We start from the raw sequence: 12,742 nt of genomic DNA on the forward strand, positions 1-12,742 counted from the left end.
CATCTCTTTTTTGTTAAAGCATAAACTCATTTCATGGAATCAGTAAAAAATAAAAATGTATTGATCGTTGGTGCAACAGGTGGCATTGGCAGCAGAGTGGCTAAATTATTAGCAGGCAGCGGCGCCAATTTATTCCTGGCAGGTCGTAACAGCGAAAAACTGGCGGCATTGGCGCAGGAGTTAAACCTTCCCTCATCCAAAACACTGGCACTTGACATCAGCAAGCCTGCTGAGGTTACAGTGTTGAAAGAACAGTTCTTTGCACAATATCCTACTATTGATATATTGGTAAATGCTGCCGGTCTTGGTATTATCAAATCATCTGATACATTAACAGAAGATGAGTTTATGCAAACTATTAATACCAACTTGTATGCACCTTTCCTGTTGGTGAAAGCATTTTTACCCAACATGAAAGAAACAAAGAAAGGTTTGATCATTAATATTCCCGGCATATTGGGCAAAGTGCCGATGTTGGGTGCGGCTGCTTACAGTGCATCGAAGTACGGGCTGAACGGTATGATGCAAAGCATTCGGGAAGAAGTGAAGCGGACAGAAATACGTATCACCAATTTATTTCTTGGTGGTGTTGATACGCCTTTCTGGGATACCATTGATTTGCGTGTACAACGTGATAAAATGGTAATGGCAGAAGAAGCAGCAAAAGCGATCTGGTTTTTATGCCAGCAGCCAACCAGTGCAGTGGTAAGTGAAATGGTGGTACAACCATTCAACCATCAGGCAATATAAAACAAGAACGGCTGCCAATTGGCAGCCGTTCTTGTTTTATAGAAACGGTTTTTCGTTTATGCTGCTTTATGAAATTCCACACTGTTCGTTTGTGTTGTTGGCCACTTACCAAACATTTCTTCTACAACTTTGATCCTGTATTCAAAAATTTTCTTCAATTGCGCTTTCACAAATAAGGCATTCGCAATGTTCCCTAAAAAACCCAGTGGGTTTCTGTAATGCACAATATCCGTCATCTCCACACCACCTTCAATCACTTTAAAATGATGTTGATGATGCCATAACTGGTAGGGACCAAAGCGTTGTTCGTCTACAAAAAATTCCTTGTCCTTTACATGGGTGATCTCCGTCATCCAGTAGATGGGAATTCCAAGCACGGGCTTCACTTTATATTCGATGATCTGTCCCGGATACATTTTTGCACCGTGATGTTTCGAAAGAATTTTGAAACCAAGATCATTTGGTGTGATCTTTTGCAGATTTGCCGGATTGGAAAAAAATTCCCAGGCCGTTTCTATATCAACAGGGATCTGTTGTACGGTCTTTAACGAGAACGTTGCCATTGGTTAATTGTATAAATTATTTGCGATGACAATTTCAGGATACTCATTTTTCTCACTCGCCCACTGATACAACAATTCACTGCTGATAGGCTCATAAATATCCCGCTTGAATGGATCAGTAGGCAATTCTTTCATAGGGACAAGCACCAGAAAATGCGGTTCTACATAATCGTAATGTTTGTCAACTGTTAATCCTTTTACCTGAACAAATTTGTAACCCTTGCTTTGCAATTGATCCAATGCTTTTTTATTGAATTCGATCGTAGCACTACGGGCTTCTGCAATTCCTTTTCGCATGGTGATTGTATTATGTAATGAATAATAAACGGGAGGCGAAATTGTTCGCTCAGCAAGGGATTTTAACGAATGTTGATCGAACGATCGGTTTACAAAGTTACGAATTCAACAAACGATAACTTTCATAAAATTGGACGAATGATGGGAACGATTGCATAGAAGGACAAACGGATGTTAAATAAAACTTCATTTGTATCTGCAATTCTAATGCGTACAGGGAATACAAAATTTACAACAAAAGAACAATTCATAAAAGACGCATTAAATGCCGTTGGACCGGGGCGACTGACGGACATAAAAAAACCCGCCTTCATTTGAAGTACGGGTAAAAAAAAATGTGCCCACGAAAGGAATCGAACCTTCACATCCTTGCGAATGGCAGATTTTGAGTCTGCTGCGTCTACCAATTCCGCCACATGGGCATGTGACTAATACTTTTTTAAGAACTCTTCCTCCGGCCCAAGCATTTTACGTAGAGGCAAAAGGCTTTCCTTTGGGGCTGCAATATTACAGAATCTTTGCTTTCGTATGAAATTTTTTATGAGTTCGGGTTAGGTTTTTCTGAAATCTTATCTTGCGATCCCTTAAACGATTGGAATGCTTACAATAGGACTTATCAGAGAAGGAAAAATACCAGCCGATAACCGGGTAGCCCTCACTCCCTCACAATGCAAGTGGGTTCATAAGAATGCTGAGAATGTTAAGGTGATCGTTCAAACCTGTTCTTCCCGCTGTTTCAGCGATAAAGAGTACCGAGCTGCCGGTGTCGAAGTAAAAGAAGACTTGAGCGAATGCGATGTACTCTTTGGCATCAAAGAAGTGCCCGTTGATCAATTGATTCCCGGTAAAACTTACCTTTTCTTTTCGCATACTAAAAAGGCGCAGGCAAACAATCAAAAACTGATGCGGGCGATGGTTGAGAAAAACATTACCCTCATCGATTATGAATGTTTAACCCACGACGACGGTCAACGCATTATTGGCTTCGGATTTTTTGCAGGCATTGTTGGGGCACACAATGGCATGATGGCTTTCGGTACTCGCACAGGTGCATTCCATTTGGGACGTGTGGGCGATGTACGGGATTACCGCCAACTGATCCATACCTATTTTGGATTGAAGCTTCCAAAAATTAAGATCGCTATTACCGGCAGTGGTCGTGTGGCGCATGGCTTATTGGAGATCATGAACCTGCTCGGCGTTAACGAAGTGGAACCGTTCGATTATTTACATCGCCAATATGAATACCCGGTGTATGTGCATTTGAAAGGTCGAGACTTGTATGAACGCAAAGACGATGGTACCTACAACCGTGACAACTTTCATGAACATCCGGAAGAATACAAATGCAGCTTCTCTCCTTTCGTAAAGCAGACAGATATTTTATTGAATGGGGTGTACTGGGATAAAACCATTCCCTCCTTATTTACACTGGATGAATTCCGTAATCCTTCCTTTAAAATTCAAACCATTGCTGATGTTACTAACGATACCGGAGGTTCTATCCCGATCAATATCGGCGACTCAACAATTCAAGATCCGGTGTATGGGGTTGATAAGACCACATTGCAAAAAACAGCGCCTTATTTGCCCACTTCTGTTGATGTGATGGCGGTTGCGAATTTGCCGAATGAATTACCTCGTGATGCATCCCGTTATTTTGGTGAGCAATTGATCAAGTATGTACTGGAAGATCTGGCAAAAGGTGGTTCTGCAATTCTTGAACGGGCAACTATGTTGAAGAAAGGCGTGTTAACGGAAGAGTATGACTATTTGAAAGAGTACGCTGCTGTGAAATAATATACGATGTTAGATTTACGATGTGCGTCATAAATACAAATAGTAATCCTTCAATAAACTCACAAATTCATTTGTGTATTGATTGTTTTCATCCTTGATCGAAAATTCTGGAAATGATGGCTCTGTTTTCTCTCTGCTGAACATTAATATCGACCGGAAAAACCCATGCCTTACCGTTTGTTTTACCTGCACATGCGTTTGAAGATGAAGATCGACTCCTTTCGCCAATTCGATCATTCGCTCTGCACGCACATAAGGAAGCAATACAGCAAAGTTTCCGTCTGCAGTTAAATTAGCATCAACAACTGTTATTAATTCATCCAGCTTCAATCCCTCATCATGCATCGCTACATTTCGGTTGGCAGCATTTGATTTTAAATCGCCTTCATAAAATGGCGGATTGGAAATAATAAGATCATACTTTTTTGAAAAATTGAATTGCTTAACATCAGCATGAAACAATTGCAGTCGTTCCTTCCATTGGGAGGCTTCAATATTCTCTTTTGCTTGCTGATAAGATGGTTCATCAATTTCAATTCCATCGATCAATGCATCGCATTTCTGTGCAAGCATTAACATCAGTAATCCTGTTCCGGCACCAATATCAAGTATAGTGAGTGGTGAATGGTGAGTAGCTAGTAAGTTGTCCGCACTTCGTACCTCGTACTTCATACTTCTTACTTCTGCCGCTACCCACGCTCCAAACAAGCAACTGTCAGTACTTACTTTCAATGCAGCTTTCTCTTGCTGCACGGTAAATTGTTTGAATTGAAAATAGTTGTTGGGCATTATGAATGAGTGATGAGTATTGGCTTACAACCAATGGCTATCGGCTAAAGGCTGATGATGTTACCATTCCGCTCTTGCACTTGGGTTTACACTCAACGATGTAAAGTCATTTGCCAGGTATTTATAATAACCCGTCATTGCAATCATACCGGCATTGTCTGTACAATATTCAAACGAAGGGATATATGTTTTCCAACCATGCTTCGCTCCCATTTCTGTAAAGGCTTTTCGTAAACCACTGTTGGCACTTACTCCACCAGCCAGACAAATTTGTGTGATGCCTGTTTGCTTGGATGCTTTCTTCAGCTTGTTGAGTAGTATCGAAACAATACGTTGTTGCACCGAAGCACAAATATCATTCAGGTTATCAGCAATAAATTGTTTTTGCTCTTCCTCCGTTTTTAAAAATTCTTCTTTGTAAACAAGACTTGTACCTGCATTACGCAGGAAATATAGAATGGATGTTTTCAATCCACTGAAACTAAAGTTGAGATCAGGAATTTGCGGCTCAGGAAATTTAAACCGATCGGGATTGCCAAGTTGGGCATATTTATCAATGAGCGGACCACCAGGATATGGAAGTCCGAGCAGCTTTGCTGTTTTATCAAACGCTTCACCCGCAGCATCGTCAATTGTTTCGCCAAGTACTTTCATTTGAGTTGCAGTTTCGCACAAAACAATTTGTGTGTGACCGCCGCTTACCGTTAAACAAAGAAAAGGAAACGAAGGTTTTTGTTCTGCAATCAAATTAGCAATTACATGCGCCTGCATATGATGCACAGCGATCAACGGAATATCCAACGCTAACGAAAGTGATTTGGCAAATTGTGTTCCTACCAGTAGAGAACCAATCAATCCGGGAGCTTGCGTAAACGCAACAGCATTCAATTCTTTTTGTTCAACGCCTGCTTTCTTCAGGGCTTCATCAACAACCGGCACAATATTCTGCATGTGTGCCCTGCTGGCCAATTCCGGCACAACACCCCCATATTGTTCATGCACAGCTTGTGTAGCAATGATGTTGGAAAGGATCACACCGTCCCGACAAACGGAAGCGGAGGTTTCATCGCAGGAAGATTCGATAGCAAGAATAGTAACCAAAAGGAAAATGAAAAATTAAAAATGAAAAATTAAGAATGTAAAAATACAGCAACCTGCCTAATTCATCATTCATTACTCTTCACTCATTTATTTGCTCCGTATTGCTACCACCGGATCCATTTTCGCTGCAATAAAAGCTGGAATAATACCTGCAAGAATTCCGGTGAAAATACAAACGCCTACAGCACCAAGAAATAGTCCCATGGAAATAAATACCTGAAACTTAAATACGCTGGTTAGTATAAAGGTCAGTCCGAATACTAATGCCAATCCTATGATTCCACCCAGTACACAGAGAAAGGCACTCTCCATTAAAAATTCAGCAAGTATGGTCCTGCGTTTTGCACCAATCGCTTTCTTCAATCCGATGATACTGGTACGCTCCCGAACAGTTACAAACATAATATTGGCTACACCAAAAATGCCCACAATAAACGACAGGATGGTGATTGCTATTCCCCCGATCGTCATTCCACTAAAAATTGAACTGATCTGTGTAGCACCGCTGCTGACATCATTCAGTGCAAAATTATCTTCCTGTTTTGGATTCAGTTTCCGTACACTACGCATTACGCCACGCAACTCATTCTTCAGATCTTCAACCGGTACATTTTCTTTTCCCTTTACGATCATGAACCCATCGCTACGGTTTTCATTCCCGATCTGGCTTGCAAAACGGTAAGGGATCATAATTACATTATCAAAGTCCCATCCACCGAGCAGGTTTTGTCCCTGCTTTTTAATAATTCCGATCACATTTACTTTACGGCCTTTAATGGAAACCGCTTTACCCAAGGCATATTCTGCTTTCTCAAATAGCTTTTCTGCTACATTGTACCCCATCACCACACTCGCAGTACCGTATGCAAATTCATTGGACGAAAGATAACGTCCCCAGCCGATCTCAATGGGTTGTATTACGCTGAACTCTTCCGTAATACCATACCAACTTACACTTGCAAGCGATACATCGTTATAGTCGATACTTGATGCATTAAAATAGGTATAGGCCACATTGCTGGCCAGCGACATCCGTTCTTTTACGGGTGCCATTTCTTTGAATTTGCTGTTAGGCCTGTTCACATACTTCCACCAGGGATATTCTCCGCCACCGCCCCACGGCCATTTTTGTACATAAATGGTATTGTTACCGAACGTTTTGAATTCGTTTTTAATGCTGCTTTCCAAACTACCCACCGTTGCCATAACACTGATGATACAGAAAATACCAAAGGTGATACCCAGCAAGCTTAAAAACGTACGCAGTTTATTTTTACGCAATTCCTGCACAGCAAATAAGAGGCTGTTCCAGAAAATTTCAAAGGTTTTACGCATGCGTCAAATTTAAACTGAAAAGCTGAACCGGAGGGAAAATTATTACGAATGGAAGGCACTGGAGGCTTACCTTTGCGGGCTTAAAAAGGCCGATAGTTTATAGTTAATAGTTCATAGCCAACCACAAATACTATTAACCATGACCTATGAACCATGAACTTCGAAATGAAATTTACAAACGAAATTAATCGCCGCCGCACATTTGCCATCATCTCTCACCCCGATGCCGGTAAAACCACATTAACGGAAAAGTTATTGTTGTTTGGTGGCGCTATACAGGTGGCGGGTGCTGTAAAAAGCAATAAGATCAAGAAACATGCAACGAGTGATTTTATGGAGATCGAACGGCAACGTGGTATCTCTGTTGCTACATCGGTAATGACGTTTGAATACAACGGAACGCTCATCAACCTCCTCGATACACCGGGTCACAAAGATTTTGCAGAAGATACGTACCGCACCTTAACGGCTGTTGACAGTGTAATACTGGTGATCGATAGTGTGAATGGTGTGGAAGATCAAACACGCCGCTTAATGGAAGTGTGTCGCATGCGTGATACACCGGTGATCGTGTTTGTTAACAAAATGGATCGTGACGGAAAGAATCGTTTTGACTTATTAGAAGAAGTGGAAAAAGAACTCAGCCTGCATCTCCACCCCATGACCTGGCCCATCAACAGCGGTAAAGATTTTAAAGGGGTATATGACTTAGATAAAAAATCGCTGGTACTGTTTACTGCCAACACAAAAGCAAGTGATGAGGATGTTGTAAAGATCAACGATCTCAGCGATTCGATCCTTGATCAGAAAGTTGGTGATATTGATGCAAACATGTTGCGTGAAGATGTGGAACTGGTAGATGGTGTATATGGTGATTTGAATATCAATGAATACCTGAAAGGAAAAGTGGCACCCGTATTCTTTGGCAGTGCCGTAAATAATTTTGGTGTAAGGGAAATGCTTGACACATTTATACGCATTGCACCTTTGCCACAAAGCAGGGAAACATCAACCCGCCATTTAGATGTGCAGGAAGATAAATTCAGTGGTTTTATTTTTAAAATTCACGCCAACCTTGATCCGAAGCACAGGGACCGTATTGCCTTCCTTCGTGTATGCAGCGGACGGTTTGAACGTAACAAATATTATCATCACGTCCGGTTAGATAAGGATGTACGTTTCAGTAATCCTTATTCGTTCATGGCCCGACAGAAAGATGTAATTGAAGAAGCTTATCCCGGCGATGTGGTGGGTTTGTTTGATACAGGTAATTTTAAAATCGGCGATACGTTGACGGAAGGTGAAAATTTTTACTTCACCGGCATTCCTTCTTTCTCACCTGAGTTGTTTAAAGAAGTGGTGAACAAAGATCCGATGAAGACGAAGCAACTGGAAAAAGGTTTGTTGCAATTGACCGATGAAGGTGTTGCACAGTTGTTCACACAGTTTGGTGGAAATAAAAAGATCATTGGTTGTGTGGGCGAACTGCAGTTTGAAGTAATTCAATATCGTTTGTTGCAGGAATATGGCGCCAGTGCAGAGTTCAGAGCCATGCCTTATTACAAAGCCTGCTGGATCACCAGTAAAGATCAAAAGAAACTGGACGAGTTCACCCGTTTTAAAACCAATAATATTGCAGCCGATAAAGACGGGCACCTGGTTTATCTGGCACAAAGTGAATGGTTCTTAAATACCGAGCGACAAAATAATCCTGATATTGAATTTCACTTTACGAGTGAGATACATAAAGAAGGATGAAGAGAAGTACGAGGCACGAAGTAGAAAGTACAAAGTTGAAAGTACGAAGTTGGAAGTGCGAGGGCCGCCCCCGCCACTTCTTAATTGCAGATTATAGAGCTGTCTGCTGACAGGCTGGTTTGTGATTTCAGTTTAAAATAAGCAGAAATTGGTCATGATACTTTTCGAATCAGAACGCTTATACGTGCAACCTTATACAAAGGAGGATGAAGCTATTTTCTTTGCGTTGAATGGTGATGCTGAGATCATGCAGTATATACGAGAGCCAAAGACAAGAGAACAAAGCGATGCGTTTCTTGAAGAAAATCTGAAATTTTATACCGATCATCCCGGACTTGGACGCTTTGCCGTGTTTACAAAAGATGACAATCGTTTCGCCGGTTCATTTTCATTACTCTCCATCAACAACAGCGATCATATTCATTTGGGTTATGCATTGCTGAAACCTTTTCATGGTAAAGGATTAGCAACTGAATTGGTAATGGCTTCATTTGATTATGTGTTCCGTACTATTCCAAATGAAAAAGTGCATGCGTTAACCGTTGCAGAAAATATCGGCTCGCAGAAAGTGTTGTTGAAATGCGGTTTTGTATTTAAAGAAAACATGCAACACGAGGGCGATGAGGTAATGGTATTTGAGATAAGCAAGAGATGAGCGTTTAGCTGTGAGCTTAGAGCCGTCCAATCTACCGTGTTCCCATCCTGAAAAGAATGACAGCATCTTTGGCAAAGTTCAATAAATTACTGCTGTACAAGTGTGCGACGCAACAGCAGTTCAATCGTATTCAACTGCCGGTTACAAACTAAAAACTATAAATTAGGTGCAGGATCAATCAAGAGTTAAACCTTCCCTATCTTCTCCATCATCTTCTCCACCAACTTATAAGTGGCAGGGCAATATTCCACATTTTGTTTGTACACATGCACCCACTCTGTAAAATTCTTTTTGGTGTGATGTGGAAATGTAGCACAGTCAACAGGACGTATTTCGTAAATAGAGCACTTGTTATCTTTTAAGTTGAGGAACTGGCAAGGTTGCTTCTTGTTCATCATATCACCCGTGCTGCGTTCTTTGTACAACCACTTTTCAGTAAACTCTTCGGGTGTTTGATCGAAGTGTGCAGAGATGCGTTTGATGTCCTGCTTGGTAAACGTAGGTGTCATGGTTTTGCAGCAGTTGGCGCAAGCCAAACAATCTGTTTCGGCCCATACTTCTTTATCCATTTCCTTTGCTATTTTATCAACGCCTTTCGGTTTCACTGTTTCCAAACGGGTAAGAAAATAACGAAAACGGCGACGGTTCGTATTCATTAAACGCTTAAAGAAAGGAAGGTGCATGGGCTTCGACGACTGCATACAGGGATTGATTAGTAAGCAGCGAATATAATGAGCAATTGGATATGAACAATAAGCATTTGGCAATAGCAATAGTGAATTGGCATTGGACAATGGCCAATCCTCCTTCAAAATCTTCTTATCTTCCAAACTTCAACCTTGTGTGTACTATGTGGGATCCATACAAAAAAGGATTTAAGGCGTATTTGCAACTGGAACGTTCGCTGAGTGAAAATTCAGTAGAAGCTTATTTGCATGATGTGGAAATGCTGACACAATACCTGCAAGTAAAAAATGATCTCAAAACACCGCAGGATGTTGAGCTGAAAGATCTGCAGCATTTTTTAAAATGGATCACTGAACTGGGTATGAGTGCGGGCAGCCAGGCACGTATCATTTCGGGGCTGCGGCAATTTTATAAATACTGTTTGCTGGAACAGGTAACCACAGTGGACCCTACTGCTTTGTTAGAAGCACCCAAACTGAAACGTGCTTTACCCGATACATTGAGCTATGCAGAAATTGAAAGTATCATTAACAAGATCGATCTGAGTAAACCCGAAGGTGGCCGTAACAAAGCCATTCTTGAAACTATGTACAGTTGCGGTTTACGTGTAAGTGAATTAGTGAACCTGAAACTATCCAACCTTCATCTTGATGTTGGTTTTATTCGAGTAATTGGCAAAGGCGATAAAGAACGATTGGTACCAATTGGCAGTAGCGCTATTAAATACATAGATATTTATCGGGAAAACATTCGTGTACATGTACAACCAAAAAAGGGGAAGGAAGATTTTCTATTTCTCAACAAATACGGAAATGAATTATCACGGGTCATGATCTTTCTTATCATCAAACGACTGGCGGGCATGGCGGGGATCAAAAAAAATATTTCACCACATACCTTCCGTCATTCATTTGCAACACACCTGGTAGAAGGCGGTGCCGATCTGCGTGCTGTACAGGAAATGTTGGGACACGAAAGTATTACCACCACAGAGATCTATACACACTTAGACAGAGAATACCTGCGCAAAACGCTGGAGAAATTCCATCCGGGATTTGGTAAAAAATAAATCAGAACGGAAACATTACCAATGCCGCTTTCACCTGCTCTTTCAATAAACTGATGCGTGATGTTTTTTGTTTGAACTGCAACTGATGAATATCGGTCATCTTTTTTTCCAATACTGCTGCGTTGGAAAATAAATAGCTGAGCGAATGAAGTGAGGGATGTTCAAATTGATACGGCAGCATCACCCGCAACTTATTTTCAAACTTCCTGCTGCTTAATTCGTACTGCACACAATAATCAGCCAGTTCAATTCCGGGTTGAAACAACAACATCATTTCATGCAGCCTGTCGAAACGCCACTGTTTTTCATAAAACAGGAAATTAAATATTTGTTGTTGATAGGCGGCGTGAATAAAAATAGCTTCTCTGTTGACTGCAAACAGAGAAGCTGTAAGAGTGGCTTCACTTCCAAATTGCTGTTGAAGTGAAACATTGATTTCATTGGTATTGAAGTTCATCTTATGTAGGATAGTTGATTTTAACGATACTGCATTTCACCATTTTCATTGATCACAGATGCCTCGCCATTACTCATGTAAAAATGAGCAAACCTGCTTTCAATATCTTTTACAACACTTAACATTTCTCTCGACTGTCGTTCTTTTTCATCAAGTTTACCCGACAATTCATCAATGGTTGCCTGCATGTCCTGCTTTGCGCTTATCAAGTCCTGCAGTATTATTTCTTTCGCTGAAATTTCTTCCTTCAGTTTTACTATACTTGATTCAAATGCCAGTATCTGATTGAGCCAGCTTTGTTCTTTTGCCTGCCATTCTGCTAAACTGCTTTTGGATTGTTCTTCCAATTTTGCTTTCTCTTCCTGTAACTGTTGCAACAATTGCAATTGCTCTTCTGCCATCCGCTTTTCGTCCTGCAGTTTTTGAATTGAAGACTGCAGCCGTTCATTGCTCGCAAGCAGTTGCTCATACGAATAACTGTCCCGAAGAATTGTTGTTAAATGATCACGAAACTGCTCAATGGTAGTGGCCACTTCCCCCGCTTTTGTGCGAATGGTTGAAATTCCTGCCTTCTGTACAGTCATATCAGCAGAAACAGTTTCCTGTTGCTGAAGTTGCAGTTCGCCCACACGTTCCCGTAGCTGCTGTAATTCATCTTCAAGCTGCGTTTGCTGTTCGTCTTTTTGTTTGAGAAATGAAAGTTGTTCCTGCGCCTGCTTTAACTCATTGGCCGATGCCTGCAAACTGGATTCATAGTTCGTTTGTAATGCTTCTTTTTCCTTTGCCTGTTGCTTTAACTGCAAGGCTAATTCTTCTTTTTCCTTTTGTATTTTTTCAATCAATGACCGTTCATCCACTTCCGCATCAACGAGCTGCCGGTACAAAACAGAAAGCTCATCTTTCGATTTATTGGCTTGGTGCAATTGCTGTTCCAGTTCAAGCAGACTTCGTTCCTGCTTTGCAATTTTATCCTGGAGATTATGTAATATCTGCCTGCCATCATCTGTTTCCAGCTCATGCATATCAGCCGCTGTACCTGCCTTCAATTGTTCAACAAAATGAAGAGCTTTTGCATATTGCACCTGCAACTCCACATTCCGCATGTCGGCTGCTTTTACTTCGTCCTGTAACAGTTTCTCCGCTTCTTCTTTCCGTAGCATTTCGGCACTGAAACGGTTTTGTAATGTTTCCAGTTCGGTTTGCAACTCATCCGATTCCGTTTTTTTTGACCCATTCCGGAATTGATCGGTCAACAGTTTCATTAAAAACCCGGAAAGTAATGCTGCGAATACGGTTAAAATAAGTTCCATCGTATGCAATGTGTAAATAGCACAAGGCATCCATAAGATTGTACCCATAATGTTCATTCTTGTTTAAGTACGTTTTACACGCAGTACGGTTTGGCTACGAAGGATAACAAAGAGGATTTTCAGGAGATGCAATACAACAAACAAATATCAAACCAAACTGGAAGAATGTGG

Annotated in this window: 13 protein-coding genes and 1 tRNA gene; 5 read left to right on the plus strand and 9 right to left on the minus strand. The window is 41.1% G+C overall.

Going from position 1 to position 12,742, the window contains the following annotated elements; all coding sequences use genetic code 11:
• Nucleotides 1-33: 33 nt before the first annotated feature.
• Nucleotides 34-750: an SDR family oxidoreductase gene (locus WG989_RS17620; RefSeq protein WP_340431365.1), complete on the plus strand. Its 717-nt coding sequence runs from the start codon at nt 34-36 to the stop codon at nt 748-750.
• Between the two features lie 56 nt (nt 751-806).
• Here WG989_RS17620 and WG989_RS17625 read toward each other — a convergent pair whose 3' ends face one another.
• The 3 genes from WG989_RS17625 to WG989_RS17635 form a co-directional block, all read right to left on the minus strand.
• Nucleotides 807-1,313, minus strand: a complete 507-nt coding sequence (locus WG989_RS17625; protein ID WP_340431366.1) for an SRPBCC family protein — start codon at nt 1,311-1,313, stop codon at nt 807-809.
• A gap of 3 nt (nt 1,314-1,316) precedes the next feature.
• Nucleotides 1,317-1,610: a hypothetical protein gene (locus WG989_RS17630; protein WP_340431367.1), complete on the minus strand. Its 294-nt coding sequence runs from the start codon at nt 1,608-1,610 to the stop codon at nt 1,317-1,319.
• 338 nt (nt 1,611-1,948) lie between these two features.
• Nucleotides 1,949-2,032, minus strand: a tRNA-Leu gene (locus WG989_RS17635).
• Nucleotides 2,033-2,207: 175 nt separating this feature from the next.
• Between WG989_RS17635 and WG989_RS17640 the strand changes: the two genes are divergently transcribed.
• Nucleotides 2,208-3,410 (plus strand): NAD(P)-dependent oxidoreductase, encoded by a 1,203-nt coding sequence (locus WG989_RS17640; protein ID WP_340431368.1) that lies wholly within the window; start codon nt 2,208-2,210, stop codon nt 3,408-3,410.
• 27 nt (nt 3,411-3,437) lie between these two features.
• On the opposite strand, the gene WG989_RS17645 is transcribed toward WG989_RS17640, so the two are convergent.
• From WG989_RS17645 to WG989_RS17655, 3 genes are all read right to left on the minus strand, one after another.
• Nucleotides 3,438-4,163, minus strand: coding sequence for a tRNA1(Val) (adenine(37)-N6)-methyltransferase (locus WG989_RS17645; protein ID WP_340431369.1), 726 nt, complete (start codon nt 4,161-4,163; stop codon nt 3,438-3,440).
• A gap of 96 nt (nt 4,164-4,259) precedes the next feature.
• Nucleotides 4,260-5,300, minus strand: a complete 1,041-nt coding sequence (gene tsaD / locus WG989_RS17650; protein WP_340431370.1) for a tRNA (adenosine(37)-N6)-threonylcarbamoyltransferase complex transferase subunit TsaD — start codon at nt 5,298-5,300, stop codon at nt 4,260-4,262.
• 87 nt (nt 5,301-5,387) lie between these two features.
• Complete coding sequence (locus tag WG989_RS17655; protein ID WP_340431371.1) at nt 5,388-6,635, minus strand: ABC transporter permease; 1,248 nt, start codon at nt 6,633-6,635, stop codon at nt 5,388-5,390.
• Nucleotides 6,636-6,800: 165 nt separating this feature from the next.
• Here WG989_RS17655 and WG989_RS17660 point away from each other — a divergent pair, with 165 nt between their 5' ends.
• Both WG989_RS17660 and WG989_RS17665 read left to right on the plus strand, forming a co-directional pair.
• Nucleotides 6,801-8,393, plus strand: a complete 1,593-nt coding sequence (locus WG989_RS17660) for a peptide chain release factor 3 (RefSeq protein ID WP_340431372.1) — start codon at nt 6,801-6,803, stop codon at nt 8,391-8,393.
• 154 nt (nt 8,394-8,547) lie between these two features.
• On the plus strand, nt 8,548-9,048 hold the full coding sequence (locus WG989_RS17665) for a GNAT family N-acetyltransferase (protein ID WP_340431373.1): 501 nt from the start codon (nt 8,548-8,550) through the stop codon (nt 9,046-9,048).
• Nucleotides 9,049-9,233: 185 nt separating this feature from the next.
• Here the strand turns inward: WG989_RS17665 and WG989_RS17670 are convergent, their stop codons facing one another.
• The gene (locus WG989_RS17670) at nt 9,234-9,749 is read right to left on the minus strand and encodes a YkgJ family cysteine cluster protein (protein WP_340431374.1); all 516 of its coding nucleotides are present in this window, start codon (nt 9,747-9,749) and stop codon (nt 9,234-9,236) included.
• Nucleotides 9,750-9,793: 44 nt separating this feature from the next.
• Between WG989_RS17670 and xerD the strand changes: the two genes are divergently transcribed.
• Complete coding sequence (gene xerD, locus WG989_RS17675) at nt 9,794-10,804, plus strand: site-specific tyrosine recombinase XerD (RefSeq protein WP_340431375.1); 1,011 nt, start codon at nt 9,794-9,796, stop codon at nt 10,802-10,804.
• A 1-nt stretch (nt 10,805) separates the two neighbouring features.
• Here the strand turns inward: xerD and WG989_RS17680 are convergent, their stop codons facing one another.
• Together WG989_RS17680 and WG989_RS17685 are read right to left on the minus strand one after the other, a co-directional pair.
• Nucleotides 10,806-11,261: an NADH-quinone oxidoreductase subunit C gene (locus tag WG989_RS17680; RefSeq protein WP_340431376.1), complete on the minus strand. Its 456-nt coding sequence runs from the start codon at nt 11,259-11,261 to the stop codon at nt 10,806-10,808.
• Nucleotides 11,262-11,281: 20 nt separating this feature from the next.
• On the minus strand, nt 11,282-12,619 hold the full coding sequence (locus WG989_RS17685; protein ID WP_340431377.1) for a coiled-coil domain-containing protein: 1,338 nt from the start codon (nt 12,617-12,619) through the stop codon (nt 11,282-11,284).
• Nucleotides 12,620-12,742: the final 123 nt, after the last annotated feature.

The sequence above is a fragment of the Lacibacter sp. H407 genome, from assembly GCF_037892605.1.
Lineage (GTDB): Bacteria > Bacteroidota > Bacteroidia > Chitinophagales > Chitinophagaceae > Lacibacter.

Coding starts and splice junctions, on each gene's coding strand:
- WG989_RS17620 (WP_340431365.1), top strand. CDS start 34: ATGGAATCAGTAAAAAATAAAAATGTATTGATCGTTGGTGCAACAGGT.
- WG989_RS17625 (WP_340431366.1), bottom strand. CDS start 1,313: ATGGCAACGTTCTCGTTAAAGACCGTACAACAGATCCCTGTTGATATA.
- WG989_RS17630 (WP_340431367.1), bottom strand. CDS start 1,610: ATGCGAAAAGGAATTGCAGAAGCCCGTAGTGCTACGATCGAATTCAAT.
- WG989_RS17640 (WP_340431368.1), top strand. CDS start 2,208: ATGCTTACAATAGGACTTATCAGAGAAGGAAAAATACCAGCCGATAAC.
- WG989_RS17655 (WP_340431371.1), bottom strand. CDS start 6,635: ATGCGTAAAACCTTTGAAATTTTCTGGAACAGCCTCTTATTTGCTGTG.
- WG989_RS17660 (WP_340431372.1), top strand. CDS start 6,801: ATGAAATTTACAAACGAAATTAATCGCCGCCGCACATTTGCCATCATC.
- WG989_RS17665 (WP_340431373.1), top strand. CDS start 8,548: ATGATACTTTTCGAATCAGAACGCTTATACGTGCAACCTTATACAAAG.
- WG989_RS17670 (WP_340431374.1), bottom strand. CDS start 9,749: ATGCAGTCGTCGAAGCCCATGCACCTTCCTTTCTTTAAGCGTTTAATG.
- xerD (WP_340431375.1), top strand. CDS start 9,794: ATGAACAATAAGCATTTGGCAATAGCAATAGTGAATTGGCATTGGACA.
- WG989_RS17680 (WP_340431376.1), bottom strand. CDS start 11,261: ATGAACTTCAATACCAATGAAATCAATGTTTCACTTCAACAGCAATTT.
- WG989_RS17685 (WP_340431377.1), bottom strand. CDS start 12,619: ATGGGTACAATCTTATGGATGCCTTGTGCTATTTACACATTGCATACG.